Source organism: Actinomadura sp. 6N118, assembly GCF_044326415.1.
In the GTDB taxonomy this organism is placed as follows: Bacteria; Actinomycetota; Actinomycetes; order Streptosporangiales; family Streptosporangiaceae; genus Spirillospora.
Genome location: NZ_JBIRAZ010000008.1, coordinates 130,498 through 151,651, shown reverse-complemented (window position 1 = coordinate 151,651; position 21,154 = coordinate 130,498). Strand labels below are relative to the sequence as shown.

Sequence of the window (21,154 nt, the reverse complement as noted above, 5' to 3'; positions counted from 1 at the left end):
GCGAATCGGTTTGGCCATGACGCCGGTTGCGGAACCATCTTCCGCGACGGCTCGTGGTCAAACGATTACAATGAGCTAGCAAAGAGGGGGTTCCTGTGGGTGAAGCCGCGTCCGACCTGGAGCTGACAGAGCCCAGCGACGCGGTGCTCATCGCACGCATCCGCGAAGGTGACGTCTCGGCATACGGCACGTTGTACGAACGGCATTTGGGTGCGGCGCGCAAACTGGCCCGCAACCTCACCGGAGGCGACTGCGCCGAAGACGCCGTCCAAGACACCTTTACCAAGATTCTCGATGTGCTGCGCCGCGGTGGCGGTCCGCAGTCGGGCTTCCGTCCGTACCTCCTCACCTCGGTCCGCCGCACGGTCTACGACGGTTACCGCAGCGAGAAACGGCTGCAATCCACCGACCAGATCGAGTTGTTCATCCCGGGCATGCCGTTCAGCGACCCTGCGCTGGAGGACCTCGAACGGTCGATGATCGTCCAGGCGTACCAGTCGCTCCCCGAACGCTGGCGGGCCGTCCTGTGGCACACCGAGGTGGAGGACGCCAAGCCCGCCGACATCGCGCCGCTCCTCGGTCTCACGGCGAACGGGGTGGCGCCGCTCGCCTACCGGGCTCGCGAAGGGTTGCGCCAGGCGTACCTCCAGATGCACCTGGCTACTCCGTCCAGCGCTGCTGTCGGCGCTGGTCAGGCGGTGGCGGGCGCGGAGATCGCGAAGGCCGCGGCGGGCGCGATGGGCGCGGACGGCGCGAAGGGCGCGGATGACCAGTGCCGGCTCGCACTCGACAAACTCGGTTCCTACGTACGGGGCGGCTTGGGCAAACGCGAGACGCGCGCCGTCGGGCGCCATCTCGACGAGTGTGACCGCTGCAATGCCATCTACCTCGAACTCGCCGACATCAACACCGCGCTGCGCGAGGCCCTCGGCCCGTTCGTCCTCGGTACTGCCGCGACTGCCTACCTGGCGGCGGTAGCGAAGGGCGGAGCCGCAGCTGGTGGCGTCTTCGGGTGGTTCCGCCATCTGCCCAAGCGCGAGCAGCACGTTCTGGCCGGAGGTACGGCCGCCGTGGCCGCCGCCGTCGTCGTCGGCCTCATCCTTGTCTCCGGAGGGCAACCGATCGGGCCGATGCGCACGCCGTCACCAGCAGCCCAGCCCCCTGCCTCCGAGCCGTCCAAGCCTTCCGCTGCGGGCCCAGGGCAACCTCCATTGGCGCCCGCCTCACCTTTCTCCAAGCCTCCGTCGCCCGCTCCTCAGCCACCGCCTCCGACGTCACCCGTCCGGCTCGCGGCCCGCATCGGCACCGTGGGAGTTCTTCTGCGAGAGCATCCCGGCATCGTCGTGATGTCGGTGAGCAATACGGGCGACGGCCGGTCCCGCGACGTGATTGCCGATGTGGCCCTGCCGTCCGGCGTGACGTACGCCGGAGGCACGATCGGCCGCAACGCGGTCGTCTTCAAGCCGCGCCAAGCTCCCGGTGACGGCTGGAATTGTCGCCCCATCTCGTCCCGGGTGCGATGCACACACGGGCCTTTGCGGGCGGGGGCTGCCACATCGGCTTACCTGCACGTCGATGTCGGCGAGAACGCACCGTTCAGCGAACCTCCGCAAGTCAGGTTGCGGGCAGGCGACGTCCGCGCCGGTGCCAGTGCGACCGACGGGGTGGTCGCCGGCGGCATGCCCGCGAGGTTCGCGGACGACGGCAACCTGCGGGTCGTTCAAGTGGGCAACGCCTTGCTCAGCTGCGATGAGCAGGAGGAGCGCGGCTGCGCCAAGGCGCTGCGCAGGCAGGGGCACCGTCGCGACAACGACCTGTGGGACATGGCGCCACTCGATCTGGACCGTGTGCGTGCGACCAAGGCGTCGAGCGCAGCAAAGTTGGTGCTGCCTCCTGGCGGCAAGGTGCGTTGGGCAGGGCTCTACTGGTCGGGTGTAGGTCGCGGAGGTCCGGCGAAGGTGCGGCCGCCGGGTGGTGCGTACCGGCAAGTGCGGCCCGCGCAGGTCGACCGGGGACGGATGCCGGACTTCGGCGTCTACCAGGCGTTCGCGGACGTGACGAAGCTCGTGCGCAGGCATGGCGGCGGCCAGTGGTGGGGTGCCGACGTTCCCACCAAGGCGGGCACATCGCACTACGCGGGCTGGAGCCTGGTGGTCGTCGTGGCGCACCCGAAGGCGCCCTACCAGCAGGCGATGGTGCTCGACGGCGCACGGTCACTCGGCCCGCATGCAGCCGAACGTGTGGACGTGCCGGTGAACGGTCTGCTCGCAACGACGGAGGCGGCCAGGATCGGTGTCGTGGCATGGGAGGGCGACGCCGGCCTTCAGGGAGACCGTCTGCTCCTTGACGGCCGGCCGCTGACCCCGGCGGCCGGTGACCGCTCGCCCGGCAACGTCGCCGACGGCTCGGCGAACGGTGCCATCGGCGCGGAGCTCACCTTCGGGATAGATGTCGATTACTTCTTGACGCGGCTCGACGGTGCCAGAAAACTCAGGCTGACGACGCAGCAGGACGCTTACCTGGTCGGAGTCGTCACGGTCATCGCCCCCATGCGGAGCTGAAGCGCTGGTAGCGAGCAGATGTACGGCGCTTAACGGCCCGGCACGGCTGAACCGGGTAACCGATTCTTCTCGTAAAGATCATGAGGAAGCATTCTGGACAGACCGGAACGGCTGGTAGCGTCCGCGCTGTCGTCTGTCGACCTTCGGCAAGCGATGGCGCTGAACAGAACGCGACATCGCAGTGCAGTGTCGAGGGGTTACACGCGGCTTACTCTCGTGAAAGAGTGGCGAATCGCCGTATTGGCCTACGGGACTAACTGGCTTCACTACGCTATAGAGGCCCGGGGTCAGGAGCCGGACCACGTCCCCGAGAGCATGAAGGGCAGGCCACCCAGAAGATGGTCCCCCTCACCACCCTGATCGTGGAGTGGATACCCGGAGAGGTCCCGTGTTGAGGAAAGGCGGTGTCGCATGGATCGCTGCGCGCTGTTCGTAGACGCCGGCTACCTGCTGGCGGACGGCGCCATGGCGGTGCACGGCACCCGCCATCGAGAGACCGTCTCCTGGGACTTCGGCGGGCTGCTCCAGTTGCTGAGCAGCCTCGCGCGCGAGCGCACCGGGCTGCCCCTGCTGCGTTGCTACTGGTACGAGGCAACGGTCGAGGGGCGCCGGTCTCCCGAGCATGAGGCGCTGGCCGACCTGCCGGGGCTCAAGTTGCGGCTCGGCCGGATCCGTCCTGGCCGCCGCGAGGGTGTCGACACCGAGATTCACCGTGACCTGATGGCGCTGGCCCGCAACGGCGCGCTGGCCGACGCGGTGGTGGTGAGCGGTGACGAGGACCTGGCCCAGGTCGTCGCGGACGCCCAGGATCTGGGAGTACGGGTGACCGTCGTGCACGTCGCCGTCGACGGCAACTGGACGATCTCCCGGGTGCTGCGCCAGGAGTGCGACGACCTGATCGAGATCGGCACCGGCCATCTCCGTCCGTTCGTCAATCTGCTGACCGGCCTCGACAACACGGCTGGCGGCAACTCCTACTCGAGCGGCGGCTCCTACTCGAGCGGCAGCTCCTACTCGACGAGCCCGTTGTCCAACGGGCACGGCACCCACGCCGGCGGAGCGCTCGGCAGCCTGGCGGCCGGCCCGCAGAACGGCCCGCCGTCCTCGTCGCCGATCACCGGCCAGCCGCAGCTGCCGTCTGGCTCGTCCACCGGCAACCACTCGACCAACCCGAGTTCGACGGGCGTCCCCTCGTCCAACGCGCAGTCCAACAGCGCACAGTCGACCGGTGCGCATCCGACCGCAGGGCTCACAGGCAGCGGTTTGGGCTCAGGCAGCGGTCTCGGCTCAGGCAGCGGTCTGGGTTCAGGCAGTGGCCTAGGCTCGGGAAGTGGCATGAGCTCGGGCAATGGCCTGGGATCAGGCAGTGGCATGGGCTCGGGCAATGGCCTGGGCTCAGGCAACGGATTGGGCTCAGGCAGTGGCATGGGCTCAGGTAACGGTCTGGGCTCGGGCAACGGCCTGGGCACCGGCAACGGCCTGGGCTCGGGAGGCCTGAACTCAAGCGGCTTGAGCTCAGGCGGCGTAAGCCCAAGCGGTTTGAATTCGAACGGCTTGGGCTCAAGCGGCCTGGGCTCAGGCATGCCGCCCGGCCTCGGCAGCAGCACCGGGACGGGCGCCAACGTGCCGCCACAGGCACCACCGCAGACGCAGTCGCCGTCGTCGAGCTCCCTGCACGCCGCGCCCACGCCTACGCCGTCACCCTCGGCGCCGGGCACGGGTCCGCTTTCGAGCACGGGCCCGCAATACAGCTCGCCGCCCTCCACGCCGCCCAGCCAGCCGCACGGCCCGTACACCGGCCCCCAGCAGATCGCGCCGCTGCCCGCTCAGCAACAGGCGGCGCCGTCGCTGTCAGACGCTGTCAAGGCGGCCCACCAGGAGGGGCAGGACTTCGGTGAGTCCGTCGCCCGGGACGCCCCCGCGCTCTGGCTGGAGGCGGTCCTGGCCCGCAAGCCGCGCATGCCGTCCGACCTGGAGGCACGCCTGCTCCAGGGCTCCTCGCTGCCGATTGATTTTCTGCTTCACGACGAAGTGCGGCATGCCCTGCGCCGTGGCTTCTGGGACGCCCTCGAACGGTCGCGCCGGTAGCTCGTACGTGTAGGTAATTCACGATCATCCGTGATTCACCCGCTTCGGCCGCCGAGCGGCGGGTAGCGTTGAAGCGTGACGCATGTGACGGAAGACGATCTCGACGATCTGGAGTTCGACACCCTGCGCACGGGCGATCACATTTCGGCCGCCCGGCGGCTCTCCGAGCTCGCCGAGTCGGTGTCCGGAGGGGTGTCACGTGCCAATGTGCTGCTGCGTGCCGGTGAGCAGTGGCAGCATGCGGGTGATCATGACCGGGCGGCGAAGCTCTACCGCCAGGCCATCGAGGACGGCGGTGAGACCTACGGCGATCCCCGCGCGTACCTTGCCGACGCGCTCTTCGAGCTGGGCGACGCCGACGAGGCGCGCCGCCTGGTCGAGGAGATCCGCGCCGACGCGCCCCGTGACCCGGAGGTCTACCGGGCGGTGGCGGAGGTGCTCTTTGCCCAGGGTGACGCCACCGGAGCCCACGAATGGGCCACCACCGGCGCGGACGTGGTGCTCGCCCTCCGCGATCGCGCCGTCGGCACCGGCATCGTCGCCGGTGAGGCTCCCGATGACGCACCCGACTCCTTCACGCCTGGCCCGGACGATGTGGCCCTGGCCGAAGACAGCCTGGAGGCCCTGCTCCGCCTCCGCTACCGCGCCCGCATAGACCTGGGGCGCGCTGAGGACGACTACGACGCCCTTCTGGACGATCTCCTCAAGAACGCCTAGAGCGTCGCGATCAGCTCGCTGAGGGCCTGGGCCACCGCCGCGGGCGGCCGGTGCTCGACCACCGGCCAGCCCCGGAGCGTCGCCTCACGCATGGCCTGGCGGTGTTCGTCCGGCTCTGCGCCGTTCGTGCGCAGATAGCCACACGGGGCGTCGGGCCAGTCCGCCGGCACCGGGGCGGGCGGATCTTCATGGTCATGTTCGCGTTGCGGCCGAGGCAACTCGGCGTCGATGAAGACATATCCGCCGACCTTGCGGTGAGCGGCCCGCTGGGCCAGGGCGACCGCGGGCAGGAGGGGGCCCGCCGCGCCGTACGCGATGAGGACCAGAGGCGAGGTCGGGGCCGTCGCGGCGATGATCAGGGACGCCCGCGCCACGTACCGGGTGCCGCTCTCGGTGACGTCCGGTGTGACCACGTCCATCCCGTACGAGCGAAGCATCTCGGGGAGGTCGCCCCACGCCGCGGCCGAGCTGGACGGCGCGTGCAGCAGGACGAGCGTGCCGGGGGTCACGTCAGTGCCTTCCTGCCGGTCGGATCCGCCCAGTCACCGTACCGGGGACGACACCGTCCGCGAGCACGGGAATAGGGTTCTCGATGTGAGCGATCGTGATGACCTGCTGAGAGAGATCCAAGAGAAGGCCGTCGTGCACGGCGACTTCGTGCTGTCGTCGGGCAGACGGGCGTCCTGGTACGTCGACCTGCGCCGGGTGACCCTGGACGGCGCGGTCGCGCCGCTGGTCGGGCGGGTGATGCTGGACGAGACCGCCGACCTTGACTACGACGCCGTCGGCGGGCTCACACTCGGCGCCGACCCGGTGGCGACCGCGATGCTCCACGCGGCCGCCGCGCGTGGCCGCAAGCTGGACGCGTTCGTGGTCCGCAAGGCCGACAAGCAGCACGGGCTGCAGCGCCGGATCGAGGGCCCGGACGTGGCCGGCCGCCGCGTCCTCGCCGTCGAGGACACCTCCACGACAGGCGGCTCCGTGCTCACCGCCGTGGAGGCGCTCCGCGAGGCCGGCGCCGAAGTCGTCGCCGTGGCCACCATCCTGGAACGCGGCGCCGCCGAACGCATCGCCGCCGAGGGCCTGGAGTACCGGCACCCCTACAGCGTCCCCGACCTAGGCCTCGACTAGCCAACCCAAGCCGCAGCCTCCCGCGCGGAGGCATGCGGGAAACGGTGGGGGCGCCCGATGAACCCGAACGGTCATCGGGCGCCCCCGCCCTTTGCCCTGCCTGCCTCAGCGTTCCGGCACGCGCCACTCGCCTCGTTGGCCGACCTGCCCGCGCGGCTGCAACTGCCCGTAGATCGTGACCTCGACCGATCCGGCGTCGGCGGCGACCACGCTCAGCGGCGCCTGGTCGTACTGCCGTGCCTCGCCGGTGTCGAGCAGGCCGGTGTGCAGCACCTGGCCCGTCCCGGCGACCGTGACCGTCACGCTCGTCGGCGACCCGGTCACACGGATCACCACGGAGGGCCCCGCGCTCGCGGTCGCCGTCCTCGGCGGCCGGCTGGACGGAGCGCTGCCGGTCGGGCTGCCACCGGTGGTTTCGGTGGAGGTTCCGGCCGGGCCAGGCTGCTTGGAATCGGACGTCAGCGCGTTGATCAACGAGATGCCGCCCACGATGAGTAGCGCTAAGGCGAGCACCACGGCAATGGCCGCGATCAATATGCGCGCGAGACCCCTAGGGTCCGACCGATGACGTCCCACATGGGGAGGTTAGCGATAACTGTCACCGCTGAGCGACGGACGTGACTCTTCAGAGTCATTCTTATTCGGACCGTTGCCTTGACCGCCCCTGCCCTTCAGGACCTCCCGGACGATTGGGATGACCGACAGGACGAGGATGATGGCCACCCCGGGGAGGATGTAGCGCTCGATGTCGGGGACCTTCGCGCCGAGGAAGTGCCCCAGCAGGAAGAGCGAGTCGGTCCACAAGATCGCGCCGATGACGTTCCAGACGAAGAACTTGCGGCGGTCCATGCCGAGCATCCCGGCGAGCGGGTTGAGGAACGTCCGCACGATCGGGATGAAGCGGGCCAGGACGACGGCCTTGGCCGGGCCGAAACGGTTGAAGTAGTACTCCGCCTTCTCCACCCACTCCTGACGGAAGATCTTGGAGTCGGGGCGGTCGAAGAGTTTGCGGCCGTACTTTTCGCCGAGCCAGTGCCCGAGTTGGGCGCCGGCGATCGCGGCGATCGGGCCGCCGATCAGCAGCCAGGGTAGCGACAGCGGCTGGAATTCCTGACCGTTGACCGTGCTGACCGCGGTGAGGATCCCCGCCGTGAACAGCAGCGAGTCCCCGGGCAGGATGCATCCGAACAGCAGCCCGGTCTCCGCAAAGATGATCGCGATGACGCCGATCGTTGCGAAGGTGCCGAACAGCTTCAGCCAGGCTGTCGGGTGCAGCCACTCGGTGATATTGAGAAGAATTAGCGCGAGATCCACACCGCGAGCGTACCTGGCCGGGCGCCAGGTTTCCGTGAGAAGTGACTCCTCGGGAACTCCTCTGATCCCCCCAGCCACTCTTCAGCGGATCCACACCAGGTGGACGCGCTGGAGTCCACCCCGCGGCTGGCCCGCTCGGAAAAATTCGAGATACTGGCCTGGGCGACATCCCATACCTGGCCCTTGCGCTCCTCGGAGCCCTGACCTGGTCCGAAAGCATGTCCGGCGGGCACGTCATCCGGGAGCACACCGCCCGGCCGGATGCCCGGCGGCACCACGCGTACGAAAGGACGCTGATCAAATGCCCATCGCGACCCCTGAGGTCTACGCGGAGATGCTCGACCGTGCCAAGCAGGACGGTTTCGCCTATCCCGCCATCAATGTGACGTCGAGCCAGACGCTGAACGCGGCGCTGCGCGGCTTCGCCGAGGCGGAAAGCGACGGGATCATCCAGGTGTCCACCGGCGGCGCCGAGTACCTGTCCGGTGCCCCCGTCAAGGACATGGTCGTGGGATCGGTCGCCCTGGCGGAGTTCGCCCGTGTGGTGGCCGAGCGCTACCCGGTCAACATCGCGCTGCACACCGACCACTGCCCGAAGGACAAGCTGGACGGCTTCATGCGGCCGCTCGTAAAGATTTCGCAAGAACGCGTCGCCCGCGGCGAGCAGCCGCTGTTCCAGTCGCACATGTGGGACGGCTCGGCGGTGCCGCTGGAGGAGAACCTCCAGATCGCCGCGGAGCTGATCGAGGAGTGCGCCAAGGCCCGCGTGGTCATGGAGATGGAGATCGGCGTCGTCGGCGGCGAGGAGGACGGCGTCGCGAACGAGATCAACGAGAAGCTCTACACCACCACCGACGACGCCCTGGCCACCGTCGAGGCCGTCGGCCTGGGCGAGAAGGGCCGCTACATCCTGGCGGCGACCTTCGGCAACGTGCACGGCGTCTACAAGCCGGGCGCGGTCAAGCTCCGCCCCGAGGTCCTCAAGGACCTCCAGGACGCGGTCGGCGCCAAGTACAACAAGACCAAGCCGTTCGACCTGGTCTTCCACGGCGGCTCCGGCTCCACGCTGGAGGAGATCCGCGAGGCGCTCTCGTACGGCGTCGTCAAGATGAACATTGACACCGACACCCAGTACGCCTTCACCCGCCCGATCGCCGCGCACATGTTCAGCAACTACGACGGCGTCCTGAAGGTGGATGGCGAAGTCGGCAACAAGAAGAAGTACGACCCGCGCTCCTACGGCAAGGCCGCCGAGGAGGCGATGGCGTCCCGCATCGTCACCGCCTGCGAAAACCTCCTCTGCGCAGGCAAGAAGCTCAAGTAACGAGCAGCAACCGCGCGGCCGCCGACCTGACCGGCGGCCGCGCGCTCGCTTCGTCCGGAGCCGCGCGCTCGCTCGTCCGCGGCCGGCCGCGTGATCGCACTGTCCGCGGCCGGGCGGTCGCTCTAAACGGGCCCCACCCGCCCCGGGGGCTGACCCTCTTCCATTGTCAAACGGCCGTGGAGCGCGTTTGAAGTGGAATCGCGTTCTGGGGATGACCCGAGGCGTCTGGGGGCGTCAGGTGGTGTTTGAGGGCGTTACGTGATGGCTTGGGCTCGTTGAGGCTCGGCTTGTGTGCCCGGGCCTGGGCGGGGTTCTACGTCCCGGGGGCCCAGTTGGGCGCCGCACGAGTCGCACGTCAGGTGATCGGCGAGGGCGCCGTCGCAGCCGCGGTGTGCGATCACCAGCGGCGGGCCCTCGGGGGCGTAGTGGCGGTCGCCCCAGATCATCAGGGTCATGATGGTCGGCCAGAGTTCGACGCCCTTGCGGGTGAGGCGGTACTCGTACCGCTCAGGGCGCTCTTGGTAGCGGACGCGGCGCATCAGGCCCTCGTCGCAGAGCCGGGTGAGCCGGTCGGTCAGGACGTTGCGGGCGATGCCGAGCACGTCCTGGTAGTCGTCGAAGCGGCGGACGCCCTCGAAGGCGCTGCGGATCACCAGCATCGTCCAGCGATCGCCGATGACCTCCAGAGCCCGGGCGATCGAGCAGTTCTGGGATTCATACGTGCGGGGCAACACGTCCTCGACAGTACCTGAGTTGTGTCAGACAACCCAAGGTCCACCTTGGGACGGGCCCAGGATTCGCTACAGGGTTGCTTCACGCAACGGTCTACGGTCCAATAGTTTCATGAAGCAACTCGATGTGAGCAACATCGCTTGCGTTGATGTGCCGGCGACCGTCCACGACGTGCGGGCGACCGTCTACGGCGTGCCGGTGACGGCCGACGACGTGCGCATCCGCCCGTACGGCATCGGCGACGACGAAGCGCTGCAGCAGATGTCGGACCGCCTCTCCAGCGAGAGCCTCTACACCCGGTTCTTCTCGGGAACGCCGCGGATCCCCGAGGCGTACGTGCGTGCGCTGCAACAGCTCGATCACTGGGACCGCGAGGCCATGGTGGCGCTGCTGGACGGCCGGATGCTCGGCGTCGCCGAATACGTGCGCGACCGCAAGGCGCCCTGGCGGGCTGAGATCGCTGTTTTGATCACCGATCCCTGGCAGCGGCACGGCCTGGCCAGCCGGATGGTCCGCTACCTGGCCCAGCTCGCCGAACGGCGCGGCATCAGCGAGTTCGACGCCGACGTGGTCCTCGCCAACCGCACGGCCATATCCGCCATCCGTACCGGCTGGCCCGCCGTCAAGCCCTCCAACGACGGCGGGTCCGTGCATTACCGGCTTCCGCTCCCGCTGGCTCAAGCGATCCCGGGTTGATGCGCACCGGGGCCGCCCACTTACGATGACCGGCATGACCCAGAACCTGCTCGGCGGCCCGCCTCCGACCGAACTCCCGGACAACGCCGAGGCCCGCGAGGCCCTGGAAAAGGGCGTCGACCCGTTCGAGGTGGCGGCTCGCCATCCGGACTACCCGGGTGTGTGGGCCGAACTGGCCGACCGCGCGTTCGCCCGGGGCGGCGTCATCGACTCCTACGCGTTCGCGCGCACCGGCTACCACCGCGGGCTCGACATGCTGCGGCGGGCGGGCTGGAAGGGGCAGGGCCCGATTCCCTGGGAGCACGAGGCCAACCGGGGCTTCCTGCGCGCCCTGCACGCGCTGGGACGGGCCGCGGCGGCGATCGGCGAGGACGTCGAGGCCGAACGCTGCAAGACGTTCCTGCGCGACAGCAGCGCCACCGCCGCGGAGGTACTGAACGCCTGACCGTGCGGAGGCCCCGAACGCCTGACCGTTAAAGGCTCACTTGTCACTTGTGTTCCGCAAAAACCTGCCAAGCGAAGCTTGTCCGTTGGAAGGGTGGTTGGGCGGGGGCTGCGGGATGGCAGCGTGCGGTTTCTTCAGTCCCCGGCTACGGGTACGATTTGATCGCAAGAGGCCCCTTCGCACTTGCGATCAGGGGCCTTCGTCGTGGGAAGGAAAGTGGCATGCCGGCCATCGTTCTTGTCGGAGCCCAATGGGGAGATGAAGGCAAGGGCAAGGCGACGGACCTGCTCGGCGGAGATGTCGACTACGTCGTGCGCTACCAGGGCGGCAACAACGCCGGCCACACCGTGGTCATCGGCGACAAGAGCTACGCGCTGCACCTGCTGCCGTCCGGCGTGCTCTCCGACGACGTCATCCCGGTGATCGGCAACGGGGTCGTCATCGACCCGGCCGTGCTGCTGCAGGAGATCGACGGGCTCAAGGAGCGCGGCATCTCGTGCGAACGCCTGCTGATCTCGGCGAACGCGCACCTGATCATGCCCCACCACCGGGCCCTCGACAAGGTCACCGAGCGCTATCTGGGCAAGGCGCGGATCGGCACCACCGGCCGCGGCATCGGCCCGGCCTACGCCGACAAGATCAACCGGATGGGGATCCGGGTCCAGGACCTGTTCGACCCCAACATCCTCACCCAGAAGCTCGACCTCTCCCTCCGCGAGAAGAATCAGGTCCTCACGAAGGTCTACAACCGGCGCCGGATCGACACCGGGCCGATCGTGCAGGAATACCTGGAGTACGGCGAGCGCCTCAAGCCGTTCGTCGCCGACACGACGCTCATCCTCAACAAGGCGCTGGACGACGACAAGGTCGTGCTGCTGGAGGGCGCCCAGGGCACGCTCCTGGACATCGACCACGGCACCTACCCGTTCGTGACGTCGTCGAGCCCCACGGCGGGCGGGGCGTGCGTCGGATCCGGGGTGGGCCCCACGAAGATCACGCGGGTCATCGGGATCCTCAAGGCCTACACCACCCGTGTCGGCTCTGGACCGTTCCCCACCGAGCTCCTCGACGAGTGGGGCGAGTTCCTGCGCAAGACCGGCGGGGAATACGGCGTGACCACCGGCCGTGACCGCCGCTGCGGCTGGTTCGACGCGGTGATCGCCCGCTATGCCACCCGGGTCAACGGCATCACCGACTACTTCCTCACCAAACTCGACGTCCTGTCCGGGCTGGAGCGGGTGCCGGTCTGCGTCGCGTACGAGATCGACGGCGTCAGGCACGACGAGATGCCCGCCTCCCAGACCGAGTTCCACCACGCCAAGCCCATCCTGGAATACCTGGAAGGCTGGCAGGAGGACATCACCGCCGCCAAGACGTTCGACGACCTCCCCAAGAACGCGCAGGACTACGTCCGCGCGCTGGAGGAGATGTCCGGATCGCGAATCTCGGCCATCGGCGTCGGGCCGGGCCGTGACCAGACCCTTCAGCTGCGGCCGCTCGTCTGACGATCGCTAACGTTCAACCAGTTTCCACCGATCGGCCACCAGGAGATCGGTGACTCGCTGTAACCTCCTGCCGTGATGTTGAACGGGGGGCCCATTGAGCTGCACGGTCATCGTGGGGCGCGTGGGTTGCGGCCGGAGAACACTCTGCCCGGGTTCGTGCACGCGATGGAGATCGGCGTCGACACGGTCGAGCTGGACGTGGGTCTGACGGCGGACGGCGTCGTCGTCCTCAACCACGATCAGGTGCTGTCTCCGGTCAATCTCGCCGACACCGGCCCCGCCCGGCCTGGCGATCCCCTGTACCCGTACGTGGGCAAGGCGATCCGCGACCTCACGTTGGACCAGATCAAGACCCTGGACGCCGGGGTGCGGCGGCCAGCGGCCGATGACGATCCGTTCGTTCTCACCCAGCTGCCTCTGGAGCGGACACCGCTGCCGACGCTGGCCGAGGCGTGTGCGCTCATGTCGCGCGTACCCGACGTCGGGCTCGCGGTCGAGCTCAAGACAGACCCGGACTGGCCGGATTCCGACGTGGCGTTCTTCGCCGCGGCTGCGGCGGAGGTGCTGGGCGCGTTCGACCTCCTCGGCCGCAGCCGGCTGCTCGCGTTCGACTGGCGGGTGCTCGTCGAGGCGCGGCGGTACGCGCCCGACGCGGGCCGGGTGGCCCTGATCGAGGCCAAGACGCTCGGCCTCGGCACGCGCTGGCTCGGGGGGCAGTTCCCGGACGACCCGGCACGCGCCGCTCTGGACATCGGCGCGACGGTCCTGTCACCCGAGCATTCGATCACCACGCCCGAGCTGGTCACCGCCGCCCACTCGCTGGCCTTGCCGGTCGTGGTGTGGACGGTGAACGAGCCTGCCGACATGTCGCGCTTCGTCTCGTACGGGGTGGACGCGATCGTGACCGACTACCCCGACCGCCTGCGGACCGTGCTCCAGGGCCACGGGCTCCCGCTGCCGCAACCCCTGACCGCCCCCATCCTCCGCTGACGGCACGTTCCGTCCCCAGCGCGAGCCAGCTCCCTTGCGCCGTTCAACCCATGCCGGGCCTACATCCAGCCGCTGCAGCAACGTCCAGCGGCTGCGCCTACATCCAGCCATTGCGCCTACGGCCAGCGGCTACCGCCAGAGCAAGCCGTTGCGCTACATCCAGCCGTTGCGGCGGAAGCCCCGGTAGAGCGACAGGCAGGCGGTCGCGATGACGCCCAGGATCAGCGGGTAGCCGAAGGCCCACTTGGTCTCGGGCATGAAGTCGAAGTTCATGCCGTAGATTCCGGTGATCGCGGTGGGCACCATGAAGATCGCGCCCCAGGCGGAGATCTTGCGCATGTCCTGGTTGTCGGCCACCGTCACCTGGGTCATGTGCGCCTGCAGGATCGGGTTCAGGAGCTCGTCGTAGGACTCGACCTGCTCGCGGACGCGGGTCAGGTGGTCCTCGACGTCGCGCAGGTACTCCTTGATCTCGTTCGGGACGAACCGGCGGTTGGTGAGGTTGCGCAGCGGCCCCGCCAGCGGCCCGACCGCCCGCTTGAGCTGGATCACCTCGCGCTTGAGCTGGTAGATCCGCCGCGACTCGTCGGTGCGCTCGGGGGAGAACACCGCCTCCTCGACCTCGTCGATGTCCTCCTGAACGGCGTCCGCGACGTTCACGTAGCCGTCCACCACACGGTCGGCGACGGCGTGCAGCACCGCGCTCGGGCCCAGGCTGAGCCGCGCCGGGTCCTCTTCGAGGTCGTTGCGGACGCAGCCGAGCGCGCAGTGCGTGCCGTGCCGCACCGTCACCACGAAATCCGGGCCGCAGAAGATCATTACTTCGCCGGTCTCGACGACCTCGGCGCCGTCCGGCCCGCGCCGCACGTAGCCGACCGTCTTCATGACGAAGAAGTTCACGTCGTCGTAGCGTTCCAGCTTGGGACGCTGATGGGCGTTGATGGCGTCCTCGACGGCGAGCTCGTGCAGCCCGAAGACCTCCGCCAGCTCGGTGAGCTCGGTCTCGGACGGCTCGTGCAGGCCGACCCACACGAAGCCGGCGCTCTCCGCCGCCCCGGCCGCCGAGCCCCGGCGGGCGGTGCCGGCGGCGTGCTTGAGCTGGCCGTCGCGGATCATGCGTACGGCGTCCTCGATGGTGTCGGTCGACACACGATGGCCATCGATGTAGGCGGCCCAGTCGATGACGGCCGAATCTCGCTGGACGACGGCCGCGGTCATGGAGGCAGGACGCCCGCGCGTCTTGAACAGGGATTTGGTCGCCCGGCCAGGGCGGACTCGAGTCATGGCCATGAGGTGCTCCTATGCCTCCGGCCACGCGCGCAATGCGCGCTCAACCCACGCGGTCAGCGAGGGGAGCGCGCGAACATGGTGGCCGGACGCCGAGTAGAGGCGGTCGGGTGAACGGTCCAGCTCGGACTGTGAGGGGGCTCCGCAGAACTGCAAGGATCACCAGGACTCATCCCGACCACCTCCCTTCACACCTGGGCATCAGGCCACAACTTTGACGAGCTTATCAGTCGACATATTTGACGTTGTGGACATCGTTCAAGTTGACGTCCGCGCAGCATGGTCTCGGTCACATGGTCCCGATCACAGCGACGCGCGCCCGAAAGCCCGCCCGGGGCAACCGTCCCGGCGTCCGGCCGACTAGGCTGCTCCGACGTGCGAGTACTCGTCCTTGGATCCGGCGGCCGCGAGCATGCGATCGCCCGCGCCCTGCATCGCGACCCGTCTGTCACCGCGCTCCACTGCGCGCCCGGAAACCCCGGCACGGCGGAGATCGCGGCCAACCATACGCTCGATCCGACCGATCCGACGGCGGTGGTCGAGCTCGCCGGACGGCTGCGTGCCGGGCTCGTGGTGATCGGCCCCGAGGCGCCGCTGGTTGCCGGTGTCGGCGACGCGCTGCGCGCGGCCGGGATCCCGTGCTTCGGCCCTGACAAGGAGGCGGCCCGCATCGAGGGCTCCAAGGCGTTCGCCAAGGAGGTCATGGCCTCGGCCAAGGTGCCGACCGCCGCCGCCCGGGTCTGCGAGAGCACCGACGAGGCCGCCGAGGCGCTCGACGAGTTCGGCCCGCCGTACGTGGTGAAGGACGACGGTCTCGCCGCAGGCAAGGGCGTCGTCGTGACCGATGACCGGACTGCCGCGCTCGACCACGCCGCCGCCTGCGAACGCGTCGTGATCGAGGATTATCTGGACGGCCCCGAGGTCTCGCTCTTCGCGCTCTGCGACGGTCAGGACGCGGTGCCGCTCATGCCCGCCCAGGACTTCAAGCGTGCCTACGACAACGATGCCGGGCCCAACACCGGCGGCATGGGCGCCTACACACCGCTGCCCTGGATTCCAGAGGGTCTCGTCGACGAGGTGATGGCCACCGTCGTCCAGCCGACCGTCGACGAGCTGCGCCGCCGCGAGACGCCGTACGTGGGCGTGCTGTACGCGGGCCTTGCGTTGACGTCCAAGGGCCTTCGGGTGGTCGAGTTCAACGCGCGCTTCGGGGACCCGGAGACCCAGGTCGTGCTGGACCGCCTGGCGACCCCGCTGGGCGGCCTGCTCCAGGCGTGCGCCATCGGCGGCCTTGCCCGGAGCGGCCGCCTTTCCTGGCACCCCGGTGCCGCCGTGACGGTCGTGATCGCCGCCGAGAACTACCCGGCCTCGCCGGTCAAGGGCGACGTGATCACGGGTTTGCAGGAGGCTTCCCAGGTGCCCGGCGCGTACGTACTGCACGCAGGCACCCAGCGCGACTTCGAGGGCAATCTGGTCGCCGCCGGAGGTCGCGTGCTGAACGTGGTGGGCACGGGATCCGATGTCGCCGCGGCCCGCATCGCCGCCTACGAGGCGACCGCCAAGATCAGGCTCCGTGGTTCCCACCACCGCACCGACATCGCCCTCCAGGCGTCCCGTTAGGGGTCCTCCAGGCGTCCCGGTAGGGGGGTAGAGGACTCACTGCGACGCCATAGTTCGGGCCGTTCCGATGGCGCACGCGCCTGTCGCTGCTGATAGTCGAATGACTACCTTCGGCGATGGGGGCGACGATGGTGCGTAAGCGGCGGCTCTTTCGGCGGACATTGCGGGCGCCGAGGAGGTGGGCGTACCGCAGGTTCGGAGCCTCCGGGGCTTGGCGAACGTACGTGGAGGCGCGCGCCATCCAGGTGCTCACGGACGCCAAGCGCTCGGTCGCCCAGTCCGGGACGCTGAGCTTCACCCATGCCAGTCGCGCGCGCCCGTCCCGGGATTCTGGCGGTACGGGGGCGGCTCGATTGCGGGACTCAGGCTGTACGGGGGCGGATCGGTCGCGGGAAGCTGACGAGATCGCGATGAGCATCGCGGTGACCTATGACGCGATCCTGCGTCAGGTCGTTCTCGCCCGTTATTACGCAGCCAACCGGCGGCGGCTGCGCGACTGGCTGTCGGGTCGGGCCGTCGACGGTGCCTGGTTCAACATCAACACCGGTTCGACGCAGCTTCTGGCGATCCAGCCGCCGGAGCAGGTGTGCGGGCGTGTGCCAGAGGTGCTGGCGCTCGTACGGGCCTACCTACCGCCGGAGGATCCCCGCCGCGTGGCGGTGGAGCGGCGGTTCGGCACCGCTCACGACCTCAGGCCCTCCGACGTGGCCGAGAGCGACAGGCACTTGCTGGGGGCCGCACTGCAGGGTGCCTACCTCCTGCAGGCCGTGGCGAACGGCCGGGTGCGTCGCTTCCGCAACGGCCTCCTGGGAACGTTCCTCATCCTCACCGTGCTGGTCGGTGGATTCGTGGCGGCGGGCGTGCACTGGCCTGGGGCCGTGCCGCTCTGCTTCCCCGGAGGCGACGGCCTCATGTGCCCGACCGGCCTGCACCGTTCGGCCACCGGCGGCGACGCGCCCCAGGTGGCTCTGCTCGGCCTGATCGGCGCGGCGCTCTCCGCCGCCCGCGCGCTCCGCGTCCACCAGGAGTTGCCCACCCGGTACTCCCTCGCGGTCCCGCTCGTCCTGCTCAAGGTGGCGATGGGGCCGGCCATCGCGGTCTTCGGTCTTGTCGCGCTCGGCTCCGGCCTTCTACCGGGGCCGTCTGAGGTCACCTCGCAGCCCGCGCTGCTCTTCGGGGCACTGCTTCTCGGGTACGGGCAGCAACTGCTCACGGGTTCGCTGGACCAAAAGGCCGACGATCTGCTGAAATCGGCCTCGCCCGTGGCTCCGGCCCCCGCCTGAGCGCCCCCCGCCTGAAGGCCACCGCCTGAAGGCCACCGCCTGAAGGCCACCGCCTGAAGGCCACCGCCTGAAGGGCCACCGCCTGAACGGCCTTGCCCCGGGCATATGATTACTTGATTACATCTGGGTCTTCATCGTCCCCCTGCAGTCCGAGGCCGCCATGTCTTCATCCTTTTCGCCACCTCCTCCTGCCCCGTCCCCGGGGGAGGAGATCTACCGCGTCACCACGCTGGAGCTCTTCTTCGACCTGGTCTTCGTCTTCGCGGTCACGCAGCTCACCGGTGTGCTCGTCAAGGAGCTCAGCCTGCTCGGGCTGTTCCAGGTGGTCCTCATGTTCGGCGTCCTGTGGTGGATGTACAGCGGCTACGCCTGGCTGACGAACATGCTCGCCCCGTCCTCCGCCCGGCGCAGGCTGCTGATCCTGATCGGCATGGGCGGCTTCTTCATGGTCGCGCTCGCCACCCCGACCGCGTTCAAGGACGGCGGGGTCGTGTGGGGCCTCGGCTATCTCGTGCTCGTCCTCGCCCACGTCGCGCTCTTCGCCCAGGGCAACCCCAACATCCTGCGCGTGGTGCCGGCCAACCTGCTCGCGGCCGCGCTGATCATCGTCGCGGGGTTGCTCGACGGCGTCATGGTGTACGTGTTGTGGACGATCGCGCTGATCGTGCCCATCGTGCAGCCCTATATCGTCGCGCCGGGCGGGCGCTTCATCATCCAGGCCGCGCACATCGTGGAACGGCACGGCCTGCTGGTCATCGTCACGCTGGGGGAGTCGATCATCGCGATCGGCATCGGTGCTGAGGGCGCCGAGCTGGACGCCGACCTGGTCGTGGCGGCGTTGCTCGGGCTCGCCCTGGCAGCCGCGATCTGGTGGACGTACTTCGTAAGCGACGACGAGCGAGCCGAGGAGTCACTGGCGGCGGCGGACGATCCGAGCCGCGCCCAGATGACGATGTTCGGCTACTTCTACGCGCACATCCCGGTCATCATCGGCGTGATCGTGATGGCGGCGGGTCTGAAGAAGGCCGTCGGCCATGCCTGGGAAGACCTCGCCACAGGCCCCGCGGTCGCTCTCGCGGGCGGCGTCGCGCTCTACCTCGCCGGCGATGTCCTCTATCGCCGGATCGTCCGCATCGGCCCGTCCCGTATCCGGCTGGCGACAGCCGTCGTCTCCCTGGCGACCATCCCCCTCGGGCTCTGGGTGGCCGCCGCCGAGCTCGCAGCCCTGATCCTCGTCGTCACGGTGGCGCTGTTGCTCGAATACCGTGCCCGTACGGCCGTGGCGACACCCGCCGGTGAGAGCATCTAGAGCCACCTGGAACAATCGCCTTGTGATTGAGCGGTACACCCTTCCGGAGATGGGACGCGTCTGGAGTGACGCGCACAAATATGAGCTTTGGTGTCAGGTCGAGACCCTGGTGGTCGAGGCCCACGCTGAGGCCGGCACAATCCCGGCGGAGGTGGTGGAGCCGGTCCGCAAGGCCCCGCCGCCCACCCCGGAGGCCGTGCACGAGATCGAGGCGGTCACCCAGCATGACGTGATCGCGTTCCTCTCGGCCTGGGCGGACAACACCGAGCCCCGCGAGGCCGCGCGCTACGTGCACTTCGGCATGACCTCGTCCGACCTGCTCGACACCGCGCTGGCGCTGCAGCTGGTCGAGGCGACCGACATCCTCCTGGCCAAGGCCGACGCGCTGGTCGTGACGCTCCGGGACCACGCGCTGGAGCATCGCAGCAGCCTCCGCGTCGGCCGTACGCACGGCATCCACGGTGAGCCCGACGTCTGGGGCCACCGGGTGGCCGACTTCGCGTTCGCGATGGCACGGTCCCGCGACCGGCTCAAGAAGGCCCGCGAGGCGGTCGGCGTGATGGCCATCTCCGGCGCCGTCGGCACGTACTCCAACATCGACCCCGAGGTCGAGCGGCACGTCGCGCGCAGGCTGGGGCTCAAGTCCGCCGACGTGTCGACCCAGGTGGTCATCCGCGACGGCATCAGCGAATGGGTGTCCAGCCTGGCGATCATGGCGACGGTCCTGGAGGCCATCGCGCTGGAGGTGCGGCACGGCCAGCGCACCGAGGTCCGCGAGCTCTGGGAGCCCTTCGGCAAGGGCCAGAAGGGTTCGTCGGCGATGCCGCACAAGAAGAACCCGATCATCTCCGAGCGGCTCGCCGGGATGGCCCGCGTCGTCCGCGCGCAGATCGTCCCGGTCATGGAGGGCATCCCGCTCTGGCACGAGCGCGACATCTCGCACTCGTCCACCGAACGGATCGCGTTGCCGGACGCCTCGATCGCGCTCGACTACATGCTCAACCTCACCAACCGGCTGATGTCCGGCCTCGTCGTGGACACCGGCCAGATGAAGACCAACCTGGAGTCGACCGGTGGCCTGATCTACACCTCGACGGTGTTGCTGGAGCTCGTCGAGGCCGGGATGTCCCGTGACGACGAGGCGTACCCGCTCGTACAGAAGGCCGCGATGGACACGTGGCAGACCGGTGTCCCGTTCCGCGAGACGCTGCGCAAGCACGCGGCAGAGGCGGGGCTGGCGCTGGACGAGGGACGGCTCGACGCGGTGTGCCGCCCGGAGCGCTTCGTCGAACGGCTCAGCCCGATGTTCGACCGCCTCTCGGCGCTCGTCTGAGTCACGACCCGACAGGAGATCTCTTTGGGCGCGGTACTCACCGAGCTGAACGTCTATCCCCTCAAGAGCGGCGGCGGCACGCGCCTCGACAACGCCGAACTGACGCCCAAGGGCCTGCCGTACGACCGCGAGTTCATGCTGACGACGCCGGAGGGCCGGTTCCTGTCGCAGCGCGACCACGCACGCATGGCGTTGCTGCGTCCGTCGTACGACGGCGTGGAACTGGCCGTCGAGGTGGCCGACCCGGCGTTCGCGTTCACGCCACTTTTCCACAAGCCTGTGGATGACGGGGCGGTACTGGACGTGATCGTGCAGCGGCAGGAGTGCCAGGGCATCGACCAGGGCGACGAGGCCGCCGACTGGTTCGGCGCGCTGCTGGACACCGAGGTGCGCCTGGTCCGTTTCACCGGCCACCGCGCCACGAGCCGGGGCGGCGGTGAGATCGCCTTCGCGGACGGCTATCCCCTGCTGCTGATCTCGGCGGAGTCGCTGGCCGACCTGAACGAACGGCTCGACGTCCCGCTGCCGATGAACCGTTTCCGTCCCAACCTCGTCGTGTCGGGGCTCGGCGCGTTCGGCGAGGACACCGTCCGGCGGCTGCGGATCGGCGCGACGGAGATCGAGCTGGTCAAGGCCTGCGCGCGGTGCGTCGTCACCACCACCGACCAGGAGAGCGGCGAACGGGGCCGCGAGCCGCTGCGGACACTGGCGCGCTACCGGACCATCGACCGCGGCATCCGGTTCGGGATGAACGCGGTCCCTCGGCTGACCGGCGCGCTCACCGTCGGAGACCCTGTGGAAATCCTGGCATAGCCGATT

Annotated in this window: 19 protein-coding genes; 14 read left to right on the top strand and 5 right to left on the bottom strand. The window is 69.0% G+C overall.

Annotated elements, in window-relative coordinates; genetic code table 11:
- Positions 1–95: 95 nt before the first annotated feature.
- The 3 genes from ACH34W_RS22160 (at position 96) to ACH34W_RS22150 (ending at position 5,366) form a co-directional block, all read left to right on the top strand.
- Positions 96–2,561 carry a sigma-70 family RNA polymerase sigma factor gene (locus ACH34W_RS22160; RefSeq protein WP_395962867.1) on the top strand — a complete coding sequence of 822 codons (2,466 nt, stop codon included), beginning with the start codon at positions 96–98 and terminating at the stop codon, positions 2,559–2,561.
- Positions 2,562–2,972: 411 nt separating this feature from the next.
- The gene (locus ACH34W_RS22155; RefSeq protein WP_395962866.1) at positions 2,973–4,649 is read left to right on the top strand and encodes an NYN domain-containing protein; all 1,677 of its coding nucleotides are present in this window, start codon (positions 2,973–2,975) and stop codon (positions 4,647–4,649) included.
- 75 nt (positions 4,650–4,724) lie between these two features.
- Complete coding sequence (locus ACH34W_RS22150) at positions 4,725–5,366, top strand: tol-pal system YbgF family protein (protein WP_395962865.1); 642 nt, start codon at positions 4,725–4,727, stop codon at positions 5,364–5,366.
- Here the strand turns inward: ACH34W_RS22150 and ACH34W_RS22145 are convergent.
- On the bottom strand, positions 5,363–5,875 hold the full coding sequence (locus ACH34W_RS22145; protein WP_395962864.1) for a hypothetical protein: 513 nt from the start codon (positions 5,873–5,875) through the stop codon (positions 5,363–5,365). The genes ACH34W_RS22150 and ACH34W_RS22145 overlap by 4 nt on opposite strands.
- A gap of 85 nt (positions 5,876–5,960) precedes the next feature.
- Between ACH34W_RS22145 and pyrE the strand changes: the two genes are divergently transcribed.
- The gene (gene pyrE, locus ACH34W_RS22140; protein WP_395962863.1) at positions 5,961–6,497 is read left to right on the top strand and encodes an orotate phosphoribosyltransferase; all 537 of its coding nucleotides are present in this window, start codon (positions 5,961–5,963) and stop codon (positions 6,495–6,497) included.
- Between the two features lie 105 nt (positions 6,498–6,602).
- On the opposite strand, the gene ACH34W_RS22135 is transcribed toward pyrE, so the two are convergent.
- Together ACH34W_RS22135 and ACH34W_RS22130 are read right to left on the bottom strand one after the other, a co-directional pair.
- Positions 6,603–7,031 carry a RodZ domain-containing protein gene (locus tag ACH34W_RS22135; RefSeq protein WP_395962862.1) on the bottom strand — a complete coding sequence of 143 codons (429 nt, stop codon included), beginning with the start codon at positions 7,029–7,031 and terminating at the stop codon, positions 6,603–6,605.
- A 51-nt stretch (positions 7,032–7,082) separates the two neighbouring features.
- Positions 7,083–7,811 (bottom strand): DedA family protein, encoded by a 729-nt coding sequence (locus ACH34W_RS22130; RefSeq protein ID WP_395962860.1) that lies wholly within the window; start codon positions 7,809–7,811, stop codon positions 7,083–7,085.
- A 301-nt stretch (positions 7,812–8,112) separates the two neighbouring features.
- On the opposite strand from ACH34W_RS22130, the gene fbaA reads away from it, so the two are divergent.
- A complete protein-coding gene (gene fbaA, locus ACH34W_RS22125) occupies positions 8,113–9,135 on the top strand; it encodes a class II fructose-bisphosphate aldolase (RefSeq protein ID WP_395962859.1) in 1,023 nt (340 codons plus the stop codon).
- A gap of 254 nt (positions 9,136–9,389) precedes the next feature.
- Here the strand turns inward: fbaA and ACH34W_RS22120 are convergent, their stop codons facing one another.
- Positions 9,390–9,869 (bottom strand): winged helix-turn-helix transcriptional regulator, encoded by a 480-nt coding sequence (locus tag ACH34W_RS22120; RefSeq protein WP_395962858.1) that lies wholly within the window; start codon positions 9,867–9,869, stop codon positions 9,390–9,392.
- Positions 9,870–9,978: 109 nt separating this feature from the next.
- Here ACH34W_RS22120 and ACH34W_RS22115 point away from each other — a divergent pair, with 109 nt between their 5' ends.
- From ACH34W_RS22115 to ACH34W_RS22100, 4 genes are all read left to right on the top strand, one after another.
- Positions 9,979–10,563 (top strand): GNAT family N-acetyltransferase, encoded by a 585-nt coding sequence (locus ACH34W_RS22115; RefSeq protein WP_395962857.1) that lies wholly within the window; start codon positions 9,979–9,981, stop codon positions 10,561–10,563.
- Positions 10,564–10,588: 25 nt separating this feature from the next.
- Positions 10,589–11,008: a DUF3151 domain-containing protein gene (locus ACH34W_RS22110; protein ID WP_395962856.1), complete on the top strand. Its 420-nt coding sequence runs from the start codon at positions 10,589–10,591 to the stop codon at positions 11,006–11,008.
- A 221-nt stretch (positions 11,009–11,229) separates the two neighbouring features.
- On the top strand, positions 11,230–12,513 hold the full coding sequence (locus ACH34W_RS22105) for an adenylosuccinate synthase (protein WP_395962855.1): 1,284 nt from the start codon (positions 11,230–11,232) through the stop codon (positions 12,511–12,513).
- Between the two features lie 75 nt (positions 12,514–12,588).
- Positions 12,589–13,503 carry a glycerophosphodiester phosphodiesterase family protein gene (locus ACH34W_RS22100; protein WP_395963129.1) on the top strand — a complete coding sequence of 305 codons (915 nt, stop codon included), beginning with the start codon at positions 12,589–12,591 and terminating at the stop codon, positions 13,501–13,503.
- 153 nt (positions 13,504–13,656) lie between these two features.
- Here the strand turns inward: ACH34W_RS22100 and ACH34W_RS22095 are convergent, their stop codons facing one another.
- Complete coding sequence (locus tag ACH34W_RS22095) at positions 13,657–14,793, bottom strand: magnesium and cobalt transport protein CorA (RefSeq protein ID WP_395962854.1); 1,137 nt, start codon at positions 14,791–14,793, stop codon at positions 13,657–13,659.
- A gap of 372 nt (positions 14,794–15,165) precedes the next feature.
- On the opposite strand from ACH34W_RS22095, the gene purD reads away from it, so the two are divergent.
- The 5 genes from purD (at position 15,166) to ACH34W_RS22070 (ending at position 21,148) form a co-directional block, all read left to right on the top strand.
- Complete coding sequence (gene purD, locus ACH34W_RS22090) at positions 15,166–16,410, top strand: phosphoribosylamine--glycine ligase (RefSeq protein WP_395962852.1); 1,245 nt, start codon at positions 15,166–15,168, stop codon at positions 16,408–16,410.
- Between the two features lie 410 nt (positions 16,411–16,820).
- Positions 16,821–17,693 carry a hypothetical protein gene (locus ACH34W_RS22085; RefSeq protein ID WP_395962851.1) on the top strand — a complete coding sequence of 291 codons (873 nt, stop codon included), beginning with the start codon at positions 16,821–16,823 and terminating at the stop codon, positions 17,691–17,693.
- A gap of 160 nt (positions 17,694–17,853) precedes the next feature.
- On the top strand, positions 17,854–19,002 hold the full coding sequence (locus ACH34W_RS22080) for a low temperature requirement protein A (RefSeq protein WP_395962850.1): 1,149 nt from the start codon (positions 17,854–17,856) through the stop codon (positions 19,000–19,002).
- Between the two features lie 22 nt (positions 19,003–19,024).
- A complete protein-coding gene (purB, locus tag ACH34W_RS22075) occupies positions 19,025–20,335 on the top strand; it encodes an adenylosuccinate lyase (RefSeq protein WP_395962849.1) in 1,311 nt (436 codons plus the stop codon).
- 24 nt (positions 20,336–20,359) lie between these two features.
- Positions 20,360–21,148: an MOSC domain-containing protein gene (locus ACH34W_RS22070; RefSeq protein ID WP_395962848.1), complete on the top strand. Its 789-nt coding sequence runs from the start codon at positions 20,360–20,362 to the stop codon at positions 21,146–21,148.
- The last annotated feature ends 6 nt before the right edge of the window (positions 21,149–21,154 follow it).

Coding starts and splice junctions, on each gene's coding strand:
- ACH34W_RS22110 (WP_395962856.1), top strand. CDS start 10,589: ATGACCGGCATGACCCAGAACCTGCTCGGCGGCCCGCCTCCGACCGAA.
- ACH34W_RS22155 (WP_395962866.1), top strand. CDS start 2,973: ATGGATCGCTGCGCGCTGTTCGTAGACGCCGGCTACCTGCTGGCGGAC.
- ACH34W_RS22105 (WP_395962855.1), top strand. CDS start 11,230: ATGCCGGCCATCGTTCTTGTCGGAGCCCAATGGGGAGATGAAGGCAAG.
- ACH34W_RS22100 (WP_395963129.1), top strand. CDS start 12,589: ATGTTGAACGGGGGGCCCATTGAGCTGCACGGTCATCGTGGGGCGCGT.
- ACH34W_RS22095 (WP_395962854.1), bottom strand. CDS start 14,793: ATGGCCATGACTCGAGTCCGCCCTGGCCGGGCGACCAAATCCCTGTTC.
- ACH34W_RS22085 (WP_395962851.1), top strand. CDS start 16,821: ATGAGCATCGCGGTGACCTATGACGCGATCCTGCGTCAGGTCGTTCTC.
- ACH34W_RS22115 (WP_395962857.1), top strand. CDS start 9,979: ATGAAGCAACTCGATGTGAGCAACATCGCTTGCGTTGATGTGCCGGCG.
- fbaA (WP_395962859.1), top strand. CDS start 8,113: ATGCCCATCGCGACCCCTGAGGTCTACGCGGAGATGCTCGACCGTGCC.
- ACH34W_RS22080 (WP_395962850.1), top strand. CDS start 17,854: ATGTCTTCATCCTTTTCGCCACCTCCTCCTGCCCCGTCCCCGGGGGAG.